11 protein-coding genes and 1 pseudogene are annotated in these 15,548 nt (G+C 39.0%); 9 read left to right on the top strand and 3 right to left on the bottom strand.

Annotated elements, in window-relative coordinates; all coding sequences use genetic code 11:
- Positions 1–4 precede the first annotated feature (4 nt).
- Both cysW and cysT read right to left on the bottom strand, forming a co-directional pair.
- Positions 5–817 (bottom strand): sulfate ABC transporter permease subunit CysW, encoded by an 813-nt coding sequence (gene cysW / locus EHQ58_RS15615; protein ID WP_135624847.1) that lies wholly within the window; start codon positions 815–817, stop codon positions 5–7.
- Positions 814–1,647: a sulfate ABC transporter permease subunit CysT gene (gene cysT / locus EHQ58_RS15610; RefSeq protein WP_135624846.1), complete on the bottom strand. Its 834-nt coding sequence runs from the start codon at positions 1,645–1,647 to the stop codon at positions 814–816. Before cysT ends, cysW begins: the two co-directional genes overlap by 4 nt.
- A gap of 198 nt (positions 1,648–1,845) precedes the next feature.
- Here cysT and EHQ58_RS15605 point away from each other — a divergent pair, with 198 nt between their 5' ends.
- From EHQ58_RS15605 to EHQ58_RS15580, 6 genes and pseudogenes are all read left to right on the top strand, one after another.
- Positions 1,846–3,522, top strand: a complete 1,677-nt coding sequence (locus EHQ58_RS15605) for a flagellar hook-length control protein FliK (RefSeq protein ID WP_135624845.1) — start codon at positions 1,846–1,848, stop codon at positions 3,520–3,522.
- Positions 3,523–3,534: 12 nt separating this feature from the next.
- A pseudogene (locus EHQ58_RS15600) lies at positions 3,535–4,042 on the top strand (flagellar hook capping FlgD N-terminal domain-containing protein); the annotation flags it as partial.
- Between the two features lie 159 nt (positions 4,043–4,201).
- Positions 4,202–5,596, top strand: a complete 1,395-nt coding sequence (gene flgE / locus EHQ58_RS15595; protein WP_135624843.1) for a flagellar hook protein FlgE — start codon at positions 4,202–4,204, stop codon at positions 5,594–5,596.
- 91 nt (positions 5,597–5,687) lie between these two features.
- Positions 5,688–8,051, top strand: coding sequence for a tetratricopeptide repeat protein (locus tag EHQ58_RS15590; RefSeq protein ID WP_135624842.1), 2,364 nt, complete (start codon positions 5,688–5,690; stop codon positions 8,049–8,051).
- Position 8,052: 1 nt separating this feature from the next.
- Positions 8,053–9,075: a hypothetical protein gene (locus EHQ58_RS15585; protein ID WP_135624841.1), complete on the top strand. Its 1,023-nt coding sequence runs from the start codon at positions 8,053–8,055 to the stop codon at positions 9,073–9,075.
- A 45-nt stretch (positions 9,076–9,120) separates the two neighbouring features.
- Complete coding sequence (locus EHQ58_RS15580) at positions 9,121–11,115, top strand: HD domain-containing phosphohydrolase (RefSeq protein WP_135624840.1); 1,995 nt, start codon at positions 9,121–9,123, stop codon at positions 11,113–11,115.
- A gap of 14 nt (positions 11,116–11,129) precedes the next feature.
- Here the strand turns inward: EHQ58_RS15580 and murD are convergent, their stop codons facing one another.
- Positions 11,130–12,551: a UDP-N-acetylmuramoyl-L-alanine--D-glutamate ligase gene (murD, locus tag EHQ58_RS15575; protein ID WP_246047392.1), complete on the bottom strand. Its 1,422-nt coding sequence runs from the start codon at positions 12,549–12,551 to the stop codon at positions 11,130–11,132.
- Positions 12,552–12,570: 19 nt separating this feature from the next.
- On the opposite strand from murD, the gene EHQ58_RS15570 reads away from it, so the two are divergent.
- Genes EHQ58_RS15570 through EHQ58_RS15560 form a run of 3 tightly spaced genes read left to right on the top strand, consistent with a single transcriptional unit; the run spans position 12,571 to position 15,371 of the window.
- Positions 12,571–12,903: an STAS domain-containing protein gene (locus EHQ58_RS15570; protein WP_135624839.1), complete on the top strand. Its 333-nt coding sequence runs from the start codon at positions 12,571–12,573 to the stop codon at positions 12,901–12,903.
- A gap of 27 nt (positions 12,904–12,930) precedes the next feature.
- Positions 12,931–13,680 (top strand): beta/alpha barrel domain-containing protein, encoded by a 750-nt coding sequence (locus tag EHQ58_RS15565; protein ID WP_135624838.1) that lies wholly within the window; start codon positions 12,931–12,933, stop codon positions 13,678–13,680.
- A 14-nt stretch (positions 13,681–13,694) separates the two neighbouring features.
- Positions 13,695–15,371 (top strand): sensor histidine kinase, encoded by a 1,677-nt coding sequence (locus tag EHQ58_RS15560; protein WP_135624837.1) that lies wholly within the window; start codon positions 13,695–13,697, stop codon positions 15,369–15,371.
- The last annotated feature ends 177 nt before the right edge of the window (positions 15,372–15,548 follow it).

Here is a 15,548-nt window from a genome sequence, read left to right as displayed (position 1 = left end):
AGTTTTACTTTTTATGAATATTCTTTTCCAGGATAATCTTAACGATAAGTGTCAGTAACGATAAAAATACAAGTAGGGAAGCTGCAGTAAATGCCTCAACCGAGTTATATTCATTATATAAAACCTCGATTTGAAGGGGGAGAGTATTTGTCTGTCCTCGTATATGACCCGACAATACAGAAACTGCACCAAATTCTCCCATAGCACGAGCGTTACACAAAATGATTCCGTATATCAAGCCCCATTTGACATTCGGTAAAATGATCTTTCTTAGTGTCTGAAAAAAGCTTGCTCCGAGTAATAATCCTGCTTCTTCTTCTTCTTTCCCTTGAGACTGCATAAGCGGAATGAGTTCCCTTGCCACAAAGGGAAGGGTAATAAAGAGTGTCGCAATGACAAGTCCTGGTGTATTGAAAACAATCTTAATGTCCCAAGCATCGAGTGTTCCTCCAAGCCATCCCTGCCTTCCGAAAATTAGCAGGAAAATTAAACCGGCAATCACGGGTGATACGGCGAATGGGGAATCTATGATGGTCAGTATTATATTTTTACCAGGAAATTGGAACCGAGTGATTGTGAAGGCAGCAATGAAACCAAAAACAGTATTGATGGGGACAGTAATTGCTGCCACTTCAAGTGTGAGCATAAATGCTGAAATGGTATCGGGATCTTTGAGCGCTTCGATGTATCCAGAAATTCCTTTTGCGAATGCTTCTTGAAAGACAGTGAGTATTGGTAAAATTAGAATCACAAACGCAAAAAAATATACAAAACTGATCAATATCCACTTTGTAAAAGGAAATGTTGATTCTTTCATGTCAATCTCCGTGAGGCACGGTTTTGTAAGACATTGATAATGAACATGATAGAAAAAGAAATAACTAGCATAACAACCGCTATTCCAGTTGCCTTTGCATATTCATATTGTTCTAACTTTGTGATGATCAGTAGTGGCAATATCTCAGTTTTTCCTGGAATGTTTCCTGAAATAAAAACGACACTCCCATACTCACCAATGCCACGAGCAAAAGCCATTCCTGTTCCAGAAAGAATGGATGGCCACAACTCGGGAAAAATAACTCTTCGAAAGGTAGTGAAAGGCGAGGCACCTAAACATCTTGCGCCTTCTTCCATTTCTTTAGGCAAGTCTTCTAACACCGGTTGTACGGCGCGAACCACAAAGGGAAAACCAATAAAAACAAGTGCGATGATAATTCCAATTGGGGTATATGCGATTTTGATAGAAAACGGGGCAAAAATTTTCCCGACCCATCCATTTTGCGAATAGATGGTGGTAAGTGCTATGCCTGCAACCGCAGTTGGCAGCGTAAAGGGCAAGTCCACAAGGGTATCGATGATTTTTTTGCCTGGAAACTCATACCGAACAAGCACCCATGCAAAGAGAAAACCGACAAATAGATTGATGATTGCGGAAACAAAACCCACATAAAAACTTAAAAATAGCGCATTTCGCGTTCTGTCTTCGCTAAATACAGAGAAGATTCCTTCCCATCCAATTTGTGCCGTGGAAAAAAAAAGTCCGAGCAAGGGAATCATGACCATCAAGCTCAAATAAAATACCGTCACACCCAAGCTGAGTCCGAAACTCGTCTTTGTATATGGGCGGGTACTAATGAATGTGTCCATATTTGCGGGGTTATCCAGTAATTTTTACAATAAATCGGATCATTTGTCCAATTTATTGGATATTTGTCAAATTTTTCGCAAGGAGCGAGAATGTCAATAGAAATCACAGCCTTGGAGACATAGGGAGGGGAAGAATGAAGATAAATGTCTCAAGGTATTCTGTGGAAGTTCGATCCTTAGTTTGTAAGGAGATTTCCCATGAACATTTCTCGGGACTCAAGACAACTAACATCCGCTCTCAGTTTTGACATTAAGACTGTGGCCCTTGATGGCAATAAATCGGCAGAGACTGCTTCCGTTCCTTTCAGTGATCTATTGAAACGGGAAGCAGATAGTCTTGTATCTGCATTTGAATCTCCATTGAAGTCAGACCTAAATTCCGCTCGTAACAAAGACGAGTCAGCTAGCGCTCGCATAAATCCGAAGGAGCAAAAAGAAGAATCGAAACTAGAAACAGAAAACCAAAAGGTCGAAAGGCTGGACCTCGAGGAGGAGGAGGAGGCTTTTGCATTGGATTTAGATGAAGACGAAATAGAAGCGGAATCTGTAACCGATTCAATCGTGTATCTAGGACATGAATTTGCACACTCGTTCCAACGAAAAGAGACCCAAGAAAGTGTGGAAATAGAATCCACAAAGCAGGACAGGAAACCGACTCAATTTGCACTTCTAAAACAAAATGAAAAAAATGCACCTTATGCTAGCTCTGTAAAAGAAAATACAAACTTTATGGAGGAAGCGAAAAAAATCGCTGACTCAATCTTCAAAAAAGATAAAAAAGAATTTAAAGCGAAAGAATTAAATTCTCCGAACGAATTAAAACTGGAAATACCAAAAACTAGCTCAGAAAACATAGCGTTCACAAATCCGAAAATTCGAATCCAGAACGGAAATGTAACGTTTGCTAATTTTTCAAAAACCAAACAAGTTTCCAAATCAACAGAAAAACCGGGTGTTGGCTCGGGCGCGCCTTCTACCTTTTCAGCTGTCAGTAAAGAAGTAGTGAAAAAAGAATCGGAACTTCCTCCGGTTGCCAACCAATTGCCTAAGGAAAATGTATTTCAAAAAGAAATTCCTAAAAAGAAAAACGGGAGCAATGTTACCGATTTCAAAGAGGAACGAAAAGAAAATTTGGATTTACTAGCGCTAGGTGAAAAATCAACACGTAGCCTCGGAATCAAAGAGAAGGAATTTTTAAAAACCGAACCAAAATCAAATTCGGCAGCAGAAAAAATCAAAACAAAAGAGCAAACAGAGATTTCTTCTGCGATAAATACCAATGCCACATCTTCCAAGGAAGAAAATGGACAAATGAATAGTGGAAATAAAAATCCTTCCTCGCAGCGAGATGGATTTTCGTTTGCTGCAGAGACAAAATGGAACAGCCGTTCTGAGGAACTTAGTAAGTCGGAAAAATCGAATACTCCGACCCGTCAGGAAATGCAGAAGAATTTAGATGAACTAGTAAAACAGGCTCGCTTTGACATTGTGCAAAACGGAAAGTCCACTGCAGAAATCATAATGAATCCAAAAGAATTTGGAAGATTGACCCTACGTGTATCTGTCGATGGAGATAAGGTTGAAGGAAGGATCCTTGTTGAAACAGAAGAAATGAAAGATCTTCTTACAAATGAAATCGCAAAATTGAAAGAAAACTTCAAAGAATCGGGGCTATCTCTCGAGTCACTTCTCGTGGATGTATGGGATCAAAATGGTTCTAAGTTTTCTCAACAGAATTCGGAAGATCGGAAATTTGCGGAAGAAATGGTAAGATCTTCATATAACAGAAGTTCCGCCAGAGAGGAAGGAAATGATACCAAAAGTGAAGATGATGCTTATCTTAAGCCATCAGGTGCGCTTGAGATTTTCGCGTAAAGGACAATAGAGATGCCTGATTCGATACAAGATATATCCAGTCAAAACGCAGTTCGAAGTAGGTATCTCGATACCGAAAAGACGTTCAATATCCGTAAGCATTTAGATCAAATGGATAAGGAAGAGAAAAGCGGGCTCAAAGGGATTGAGATTCGAGAAAAACAAAAAGAATTAGGGAAAGATGATTTTCTTAAACTTCTTTTAACTCAACTTTCACACCAAGATCCGACAAATCCAGTCCAAGACAAAGACTTCATCGCACAAATGGCACAATTTTCTTCACTCGAACAGATGAAGAACATTTCATCGGGCATACAGAGAATGGAATCGAAACAAAGTTACTCGGTTGTCGGAAAGATGGTTTCTGGTCCGGATCTAGTCACTGGTGAGGATGTCACAGGAATAGCCGGTGCTATCATGTTTGATAATGAAGGTAAAACTTACGTTCGTGTCAGCGGACGTATGATAGACGTTACGAAAATAAATTTAATCTCTGATCCTGAATTGTTAAAAATGCAACCAGAATATCAGAGACAACCTGCTGTCGTAAAACAGGAACCAGTTGTTCCAGCGCAAGCTGAGTTAAAACTTCCGGAAATTCCAAATAATACACAAAGCAGACAAGAAGCTTATAAGGATTAATCAGAAAAGGTCGATAAGGTAAAAGAGGGATAAATATATGATGAGATCGCTTTACTCCGGAGTATCCGGATTAAAAAACCACCAAGTAAGAATGGACGTTATCGGGAATAACATATCAAACGTTAACACGCATGGTTTCAAGACTGAGCGTGTAACATTCCAAGATATGATCTCGCAAGAATTGCAAGGTGCGTCTGAGCCAAAAGAAAATATTGGTGGAACAAACCCAAAACAAGTTGGACTTGGTTCTCTCATTGCAGCGATTGATAAGATAATGACTCAAGGTGCTCTCCAGACTACTGGAAAAAACACAGACATCGCGATTTCCGGTGAAGGATTTTTTATTGTTAAGGATGGTGATAAGTCTTTTTATACGAGAGCTGGTGCCTTCAACGTAGACAAAAATGGTTATTACGTAAACCCTGCGAACGGATTGAAGGTGCAAGGTTGGAACTCCCGCCTAGATGATACCGGAAATAAGTATATTAATTCCGCTGGATCAGTAGAAGATATTATCATTCCCTTATACTCCAAGGAGCCGGCTCGAGCGACTCAAAAAGTAGACTTTCAATCAAATCTCAATTCCAATGTTCCTGCAGTTCCAGCAGATGCGACCGAAGAAGACATCAAAAGATACATTAACGATCCAGATCCACGTCAGAGAAGGGGTCATGTAACAAGCATAAACGTATATGATGAACAAGGTAATACACGCCAGCTAGGAGTTGAGTTTTATAAAGTCCGAGACAATGTTTGGAAGATGCGAATGAATTTAGATGAGTCTTCTCAACTTTCTGTGGATGTAAATGGAACGGGTGGAGAAAATACACAAGTTCCTGGAAACAATGAACTCGAGGTCTCCTTTACTCCAGACGGAAAAATTATCTCTGTATCCGATGGAGTTGATTCGCAAACCACAGGAAAACTAGAAGCAAAGGTTTCTTTCCGCTTGCCTGGCAATCCCACGACTCAAACTTTCAGTTTAAATTTAGGTGAAGCAGGACTCGTTGGCGGGATCACACAATTCTCCTCCGATTTTACGACCAAGGCTGTAAAACAGGATGGTTATGCGATGGGGTACATGGAATCCTTTTCCATTGATAACACAGGAACCGTGACGGGAGTTTTTTCGAACGGTGTGCGCCAACCACTCGCTCGGATTGCAATGGCCAATTTTACAAACCCAGCTGGTCTCAATAAAGAAGGAGACACAATGTATAGTTTTTCCATGAACTCGGGAGAGGCAAACATTGGAGAAGCGGGATCTCAAGGTCGGGGCAAGATCAATGCGGGACTTCTTGAGATGTCAAACGTTGACCTTTCTGACCAATTTACAGATATGATCGTTACACAGCGTGGTTTCCAAGCCAACTCGAGAACCATTGTCACTTCGGATCAGATGATTCAGGAAGTCCTTGGACTAAAACGATAATCGGTGGGGGGTGACCCCCATTTTTTCCTTGAATCTAGCAAAATTCTAAAGATAATGGGTCATATCATTATTTTTAGAATTGAACAAATCCTTGTCCCGCTTTCAAAAAAACGCATTACTCACTCTAATCTTTCTCGCGGCGATCGCATATCCTCCGCTATACTACTCTATTAAAAATACAATTCAGAAAGAAACGCTTCCGAAATCATACAATGCTCCCAGTATGATTCCAAAAATTTCTCTTTCCCCTTGGCGTTATAGTTCTGTTAAAGGCATCGATCTACATAACGATACGCTGAGTCATCTTGTCTCCCTTGAGTTCCAAAAAATGAGTAGCCTTGTATTTCTTGGCTTTGAAATCGAAAAAGCAGATTTTGAATCGACATTCGCCGACATTGCCTTAGGTGGAGATTTCGATGTTGATCGCTTCGGAATTACCTTCCAGGCGGAAATAAAATTTCCAAAACATTTTAAATCATATAGTGGTCAAAAATTGCGTGTTAGTTGGGATGAAATTGGTAAGGCGCCAATTCAAATTACAGAATCTTATCTTTCACTGATTCGAGAAAAAATTCGATTGAATCGATATTTGCTCTTGAATCCAAAATACGAGTCACTTCCTTTTGATATAAATCCAGAAATTCTTTCATCAAGTGAGTATTTAATCTACAAATCGGCTTTTGATAAGAGCGTTACTGAGCTTCAGCAACAAGCACTCATGAATCAATTGATTTCGGCAAAACCAAAATCTCCCTTTCTTCGTTTCGAGTCGCTGCTAAGTTCTTTAAAATGGAAAGGTAGCTCTGTTGGTAAGGATGTGTGGAAAGTTTGGACTGAAAATAAATTCATGTCCTCTGACTACACTTATCTCTTGTCATATGAGATTGCTAAAGGCTATTATAGCGAAAAACAGAATGATTTAGCTTTTGAATTTTTTCAACTCTCCCGAAAAGAACGCGAGAACCAAGGAAAGGTTTTTCATGAAGAGTATGCTGAGACTCTTTCGTTAATCGGTCGAATTTTAATTTCGCTTGGGAAGTCAGAAGAGGCGTTGTTTTATTTTACTTCTGCTAAAGAGATGTATGAAACGCTAGCGTATGAAAGAAAAAGTAATTATCTTGTAAACCAAATCCATTACTCATTGCTTCTTGCTCAATTAGGTCAAAGAGAAATTGCTCTAAATGAGTTCTATAAATTAGAAAAATCTATAAGTCAGTTCCATGATTTTGATCAGGCGTTGTTCTATTATAATTTTTCCAGGTTACAATTTTCTCTTTCTTCTTTTGAAGCAAGCCTTCATTTTGCAAATCTTTCCAAGAAAAAATTATTTCAAATTGGTCAAACGAATCACGAGCTCAGTTTTCATTTAATCCTTCTTTCCGGTGCTATCAATTTTAGTATGGGAAATTATAACCAGGCACAATTCTATTTTGAAGAAATCATTAATGCAAAAGCCTTTCTGCCAATAGAAGACAATCTTTATTATCGAAATGCTTTACTGAATCTTGCTTATATATACCAAATTAAAGGATCTGTTGACGAAACCGAATCGTACTATAAACAATATACTCGTTTGAGTCCTTACAGTGGTATTTTACCTTTGGAATCAAAACCGAATTTACAGATAACAAACTATATTCAATTCGGAACATTCGAAATTCCAAAAAATGATGCCTTTACAACCTATGAGGAAAGTGTGATCAAATCATCTACAGGACGTTATATTTTTAATGGCCAAGACGAGGAGATTAGGGCACGTACTTACCAAGACCGTCTTGAAGACACTAATGAATTTTTACGCGATTTACTGCATATAGATTTTTTTGGAACTCAAGCCTTAGCTTATTTAAAAAATTCACTTTTCCCTCCAAATAAAAGTTATGTGAAGGGAGAAAACGTAGTATTCATCGACATCGGTCCAGCGTTAAATAATGTGGATGCCCCTGGGATTACATCACAGTCGGTGGCATACCATTTTCCAAAAATGAATGTTATCCTTTGGGAGCTCCCGACGGAAGTAGAATTGTTTTTGAAAAAAGTTCCGAATGATAAGAAGGAACAATTGTATTCCTTTGGCAATATTAGAATCATCAGTGCGGATGGAGTCGGAAATTTTCTAGAATCTTATGAGGATACGAATCGATGGCTCTTCAGAAACCGTAACATTCCAAAGTTAAAGGATAAAACAATCATCATTCGCGCTGCAAACTCAATCGATATTTATGAAACATTTAACAAGATACAGCCTCATTTTAAAGATATTGGCGCCACTCTAATGGACAATCCTGTGCTTTATTTCTTCAATCGAAGTATTCTTTTTAAACCCATAGGAAGTACCAAGTTTACTATTATTGGTTACCAATCCGTTAGAGGCTTTCATCATAATTTCCAGAGTTTGGATCGCAACGGCGAGCCTCCCTATACGCTCGCAAAATATACATTGAATGAATACTGAAATGAACAAAACAATGATTGCCCCCGATTTACTCATAGTTTCGTTAGGACTCTCTATCCTTTTTTTAATTGGTGTGGTAACTTTTTTTTATGAAAGGAAAATGCATGCCAAAATTACATTTTACTCAACCGTCTTTCTTTTGTTTACGTATGTAATCTTTTTAGTTTTACAAATTTTTGGATTTCAGGACTCACTTCCCAACCAAGCGAGTGAAGTCACATTTTTGACGATGATGATAGTATTTCTCTCATTCGGATTCATCGCTACCTCTGGCATACTTTCACGTTTGTCCGATTTCTCTGCGATTTTTCTTTTACTTCTAATTTCAGGTGTTTCCTTTCCAATTTTCTTTTTTTTAATACATGATGGATTGTTTTTTGAGTTACATGTCATTGACCAGAGTAGGTCCTCTTTTCTGTTTCTTGCCTCTGGAAGCATGGTATGGTTTTTTGAAGTTTTTATGAAGGCAGAAAAGGACGAATTAGAATCACAAACGGATGATTTTAATGCCAAGTTTCTATTCTTTCTTGGCCTTCCCGTTTCCTTGCTTTGTTCTTTTGGTCACTTCCCAACGGAATCGATCCTTCCGTTAGCTCTGAAAGTTTTCTTTTCTTTTTGTGCAATGCTACTTGGCATCATGATTCTGAACAGGAAATCCGACCTGACAAAAGCATCTGCCTTAATGGCCTCTCTCGGTGCTTCCGGTTTTGTCCTGCAATCCATCACTGTTCCAATCGAATTACTCATGCCTTTCTGTTTTGTGCTCGGGATTTGTTTCGTGTTAGTTCGCGTTTGGCTTCAGGGAAGAAATTGGACTTTGCATGGGAGCATTTTAGCGGTCTCGCTCTTGATTTCTTCCTTCTTTTCAGTATACTCTGTTTTTCTCCTAATACCAGATACGAATTGGCCACATTCCCCCTTGGTATTGTTAGGGGTACAGACTCTCTATTTACTTTCCATTTTTCTAGTTTCCACATTTATTGCATCGGTTGTTTATTTTTTGCCCAAAAAGATAAACCCTTGAATTTTAAATTTAAAGCTAGACATTTCACGTACAATCCTCGATAAAATGAATGTGTTAAAAGATTCGTCTAGGACGCATAGGTATATCATCACAGATGATCCTTACTTTGAAGGTAGGGTTGTAGACTATGCAAAAAAAATAAGTGCTACGATTTTACCAGTTTCAGAGTTAGATAAAGTCGATTTAGAATCATCACAAAGCATTGCAAAGGTGCTATTCTACATTTCCAGATACGAACTCGAAAAATCTCATTCTGCATTTCACCAATATCTAAAAATGCATCCTTCTGTAATGTGTGCATTTTTGATTCGAGCGCCTATCGATTATACCGGTTTCCAAGCCCTCTCAATAGAAGAGGAATTGTTTTTCACCAATATTCCTGATGAAGCTCCCGTTATTTTTTTAGTAAAATCCTTAATAAATGCCTTCACCAACTTGCAGATGATTGTCGACAAGTTCGAGCTGCAAAAAAGAATCAATGTTTCTACAAATGAAATTTCAAAACTGACGAGGATTGGTATCAGTCTTGCCAATGAAAAAGATTTCACGAAACTTCTTCGAGATATTTTAAATTCTGCAAGAGAAATATCCAATTCAGATTCAGGATCCCTTTATCTTGTAGAAAAAGATGAAAAAGGAAATCCTAGAAACCTCAGATTTAAGATTTCAGCACTCGACCTGAATTCGGATGAATTCATCCTTCCGATCAATAAAAAGAGTATCGCCGGTTATGTGGCATTTACGGGTAAGCAGCTAAATATACCAAATGTTTACGAACTATCGGGCAAGGAAGAATTTCATTTTAATAGTGATTTCGATAAAATGGGAAACTACTATTCAAAATCAATGTTAGTTGTTCCCATGAAGGATCATCACGATGAGGTTGTGGGCGTTATTCAGCTCATCAATCGTAAGAAAAATTTTCATTCAAAACTGACAGTAGATCAGTTAAAATCTGATTCCGTTCTCGAGTATGATAAATACTCGGAAGAATTGGTGATGGCAGTTGCAGGTCAAGCTGCGGTTGCCATTCAAAACAATAATTTAGTACAAGAAATCGAAACATTATTTGAGGGATTTGTAACGGCCAGTGTTTCGGCCATTGAATCTCGAGACCCAACCACTTCAGGTCATTCCTTTCGCGTTGCACAGTATACTGTGAATTTGGCGGAGGCTGTAAATTCGATCGAAGCTGGTAGATTTAAAGACATTGTATTTAATCCATCACAGATCAAAGAGATAAGGTATGCATCGCTTTTGCATGATTTTGGAAAAGTAGGAGTGAGAGAGAAGGTTCTTGTAAAAGCTAAAAAACTTGAGGACCATGAGCTTGATCTGATCCGTTGGCGTTTTCATTTTATCATCAAGGATGTTGAGGCAAAACTCGCTCAGAAAAAAATTGAGTATTTGAAAAGACATGGCTCTGCTGGATATTCGCAATTCGAACAGTCCATCCAATTGGAATACGAGCTAGAAAAGCAGAAGATGGAAGAAATGGTACGTGTCATTCATCAGTCTAACGAGCCTTCCATTCTGGAAGAGGGTAATTCTAATTTCTTAGAGGAAATATCTAAACTAAGTTATATAACGACTGAAGGTGGGCAGATTTCTCTTTTACAGCCGCGTGAATTTGGTTTTCTTTCCATTCGAAAGGGTAGTTTGGATTTTGAGGAAAGACGAGAAATCGAATCTCATGTGGAACATACGTTTCAGTTTTTAAGCAAGATCCCCTGGACCAAGGAATTGAAAATGGTTCCATCAATCGCACACGGGCACCATGAAAAGCTAAATGGTGGAGGCTATCCTCGTGGCCTAACAGCTGTAGAAATTCCGATTCAGGCCAAAATGATGGCCATTGCTGACATCTTTGATGCGTTAACAGATAAAGATCGTCCTTACAAAAAAGCAGTCCCATTGGATAGGGCTTTTGATATTTTAAAAATGGAAGTGAGAGACCAACACATCGATGGTGATCTTCTTGATATTTTTATCGAATCAAAAGTTTACGAAAAAACACTTCATAAGAGACTCGAAAGTTAATCCACGATCAAAATCTATCTTCCGAAATACTGTTTCACCAGAGAAACGAAATGATCACCTCTTTCTGAAAAATTTTGATACTGATCGAAGCTCGCAGCTGCAGGTGAGAGAATCACTGTTGTCTGTTTTTCCCGATCAATCATCAATTTGATTAGTTGGATTGCCTCTTCCAGATTATTTACATAATTAATATTTTGTATTCCTGAATTCTCAAAATCCTTTCTCCAGACTACGGAAGCTTTACCGTAAATCAAAATATTTGCATCTAACTCCCTTACCCTCTGAATGAGGGGAGACAAATTTTCGTTTTTTGGCTCTCCACCTAAAATGAGAAATATAGGATCCTCTTTCGCATAGCCAGCAATTCCAGATAACATACTATGTAAATTTGTGGACTTGGAATCATTGATAAACCGAATCTTACCAAAAGTCGATTCGTCATACTCCTCTTTGGGAATGGATTGGAACCTATGAGGTAATCCCTGAAACGTGCTGATTCGTCCTTGGATTTCCTCTTGGGTCAGTCCAACTGTCTCTGCAAGAGCAATGGCTACGCTTAAGTTCTGTAAGTTGTGAAAACCCGAAAGATTAAAATCATTCGTATGATAAACTCCGTTTGGTGTCTTAATTAATTTTTCTTTATCTCGGATATCAATGGATTCAGAGATTCCAAAAAACAGCATCCTTCCCATGAATTCGGTCCTTTCTTTTGGTATAAGCTCCATTACCTTTTTTTGGGTAACCAAAGTATGATGTATGTCATTATGAGATACGATGTTCCATTTCGCTTTCGCATACCGTTCCATCGTTTTATGTCTTTCGAGGTGGTCTGGTGCCAAGGTGATGATGGCCGATGCCGTCAGTTTCAAATTAGGAGAATCTTCTAATTGGTAACTTGATAATTCTAATACTATAAGATCTAGATTTTCATCGCAGAACGAAGTAAAGGGTAACCCAAGATTTCCTCCGACCTCGGAATTTGGAAATTTAGCTTTGATTATATGATGGGTGAGTGCAGTAGTCGTTGATTTACCATCTGTGCCTGTTATGCCAATGAGAGTGCCATTAAAAAAAAGTCTTCCCAAATAGATTTCGGACAGAATGGGTATGTCTTTCTGTCGCGCTTGCGTTAGGAGGGGGTGCTCCGGAGAAATTCCCGGGCTTTTGATTATCATTTGAAACTTAGGCAATTCCTTCCATTCGGTCGTATCAGAAAATGTCGCGACGAAAACCGAATCCGTTTTTTGAACCGCGTTTTTGTCCGCAAGATAAACAGTCTTGCCATTCTTTGAGAGCAATCGACCGGCAGATTCACCAGAGAGGCCACCCCCTAAAACAAGAAAAGTGTCCCTTTGGAGGAGGGAGGATTTGTCAAAAATTGAGTGAGAAAACATTGATTGACAGTCAGCTAAAAACCGATGATTTTGTAAAATCATATCAGGTTCGGGTGCTATAGTGCTAAAACACGAGTTCAAAGAAGGAAAGCTAGTTGTCTATTTAGAAGGTCGTCTTGACGTTTCTGTGGCAAATGATGTCGAGGAAGGTCTTATGGATCTGATTGACAATGGTGGGCATAGAAAAGTCCTTTTGAACATGAAAGACGTAGAATATATGTCTTCTTCCGGTTTTAGAGCCTGCATTTCGACATTACGCAAACTCAACAGCAAAGAAGGGCAATTGAAAATTTCTAACATCAAACCTGCAGTAAAGCGCATCTTCGATGTGATTGAGCTGACATCTTTGTTTGATATCTATGAGTCGGAAGACGCTGCCTTAAAAGCATTCTAATTTTTAAAGGACTAGGTCACGAATCCTATCCTCCATAAAATCATTGAGACGAAACGTCAGGAAGTGACGGCCTTGAGGGGAAAAAAATTCCCCCGTCGTCTTTTACCAGTCTACCCTTGGGCCGAGCGCCTAAAAAAACCAAATACCGTCTCCATCATTGCGGAATGTAAAAAAGGAAGTCCCAGCTCAGGAATCCTCAGGCCAAATTATGACCCTGTTTCTATCGCAACCATTTACGCAGTGCAAGGGGCAGCGGCCATCTCAGTCCTTACGGACGAACAGTATTTTTTTGGCTCACTTAAGGATCTGATCAATGTTTCGCATGCAGTGGAAGTTCCGACGATACGAAAGGATTTCATTATTGATCCAGTTCAGATTGACGAGGCCTATTCGGCAGGCGCTTCTGCCATCCTTCTGATCGTAAGGATCCTTGAAATACCTCAGTTAACTTCTCTACTGCGGCACGCAAAGGGTCTCGGGCTAGGTGTACTTGTCGAAACACATAATGCAAGCGAAGTGAAAACAGCACTTGCCTGCGGTGCTGACACCATCGGAATCAATACCCGCGATTTAGATACGTTCCAAATACATCCCGGTCTGATCGAGGAGATGGCTCCCTTGATGGATGCAAAAATCATTCGCGTCGCTGAGTCAGGTATTCAGAGTTATGAAGACTGGCAGGCATATAAGGGTCTCGTGGATGCGATGCTCATCGGTACTTATTTTATGAAGTCTGAAAATATTCAATTGGCATATACAAATCTACTAACTCCCTAATACATTGTATTAGGATGAAAGACAAAGTTCTATTCTCTTTTTTATCCCTCTTTTTATATATCCTTACCGCAAAATTGGGGATGGGTTACCTCGCTTTTGAGCCAGGTAACTTGACTGTGCTCTGGCTTCCCTCTGGCATTGCTCTGATCACTTTTTTAAAATTAGGATACCGGGCTATACCGATCGTTTTTCTTTCCAGTTTTATCGCAAATTATGATGGATTGATTTCTTCCGCAAATGGGATCGAAAACTGGCAAATTTATGCAGCGCTTTTTTTCTCTGCCGGTTGTGATACTCTTCAGCCAATCATCGCGATGCTTTTTTGGCGCAAATTAGTCCAAAATGAATTGCTCTCCATTTCGGATTTTTATAAGTTTATTCTCTTTGTCGCTTTTATCCCGTGTTTTGTAGCGGTGTCATTTCTTTGTCTTAATTTATACTATTTCCATTTTTTTGATAAACACACGACCGAAGAAATCATTCGGATATTCAGCGTCATTGTGTTTGGCGATACGATTGGGATTTTTGCAAGCGTACCCCTCTATTTTTTTTGGAGAAGGAGCGAGTTTGATGGGAGAATTACCGTTTTCCTTTCCTTACTATTGGTTCAAACGGCGATCTTATTGATTGCCATTCGATACCTACCTTTCCTTTATTTCCTCTCTTATTTTGTTGTCGTAATGATCGGTTATTTCAATCGATTAAAGGGTGTTAGTGTCGCCATCTTTCACCTTTATATTTTTTCCATTGTTATGACAAAAATGGGTGTTGGTCCTTTCGTAAATCCAGATGTATATACATCCTATATTTACTTAATCTCCTTTCTAGTTCCTTTTTCTCTTCTGGCAGAGTTTATGACTATATTATATACGAGAGTAGAAAGCCATCAAGTTGAACTAGAAAAAAAAGTTTTAGAACGAACCAAATTGCTCCGACAGCAAATTAGTGAGAAAAACAAAGCCATTGAGGCTTTGAATTTATCAGAACAAAAACTTTCCGAGTCAAATAAGACCAAAGATAAGTTTTTTTCAATCATCGCTCACGATTTAAGAAATCCTTTGAGTAGCTACCAACATGTCACTCATATGCTAATTGAAGAATATGCTCGTTATACGGACGAGGAAATTCTTGAACTTCTGGGACAGATTTCAGATTCTTCAAATAAGGTTTATCAATTATTGGAACATCTTTTGGATTGGGCAAGAACACAAACAGATACCATACCCTTTTCCCCCCAATTCCTTAACCTTTATGATTTAGCGCGTGAGTGTATTTCAGAATCGGATAATAAGTTTCGGTCGAAAAAAATAACTGCGAATGTGATTGGCGATCACAAAACCTATGTATGTGCCGATGATTCGATGCTTCGCCTCGTCATTCGAAATCTCCTCTCCAATGCCTTAAAATTTACTCCAGAAAATGGAAACATAGAACTCTCGATAAGTGAAACTGCAGCACAAGTGAGACTTGATTGTAGAGATACAGGCGTCGGAATAGCGGATGTAAACTTAGAGAAAATGTTCCGAATTGATACTCAATTCAGTAGTGTTGGGCTGAATGGAGAGCGCGGAACAGGCCTAGGTCTTATATTGTGTAAAGAATTTATTTCCAAACATGGAGGGGATATTTACGCTGAAAGTCGAGTAAATATGGGAACGACAATGGTTGTGATCCTTCCGAAAAATCGATAATTGACCATAAATTGGCATTTAAAATCTCGCGACTCGTAAGATTTTCCTCCGATGAGGGCTTGTCAGCAATATGGAAAAGTTTGCAAAAACGGGTTAATAATAATAAAAAAGGATTGACAGTGCGGGTACATTCCCAATGATGGAAAAACGGTAATTGTAACAGGCCCGGAAGGGAAC

Source organism: Leptospira ognonensis (assembly GCF_004770745.1).
Taxonomy (GTDB): Bacteria; Spirochaetota; Leptospiria; order Leptospirales; family Leptospiraceae; genus Leptospira_A; species Leptospira_A ognonensis.
Note: the sequence above shows the minus strand (reverse complement) of the source record. Positions and strands in the feature narration are given on the sequence as shown.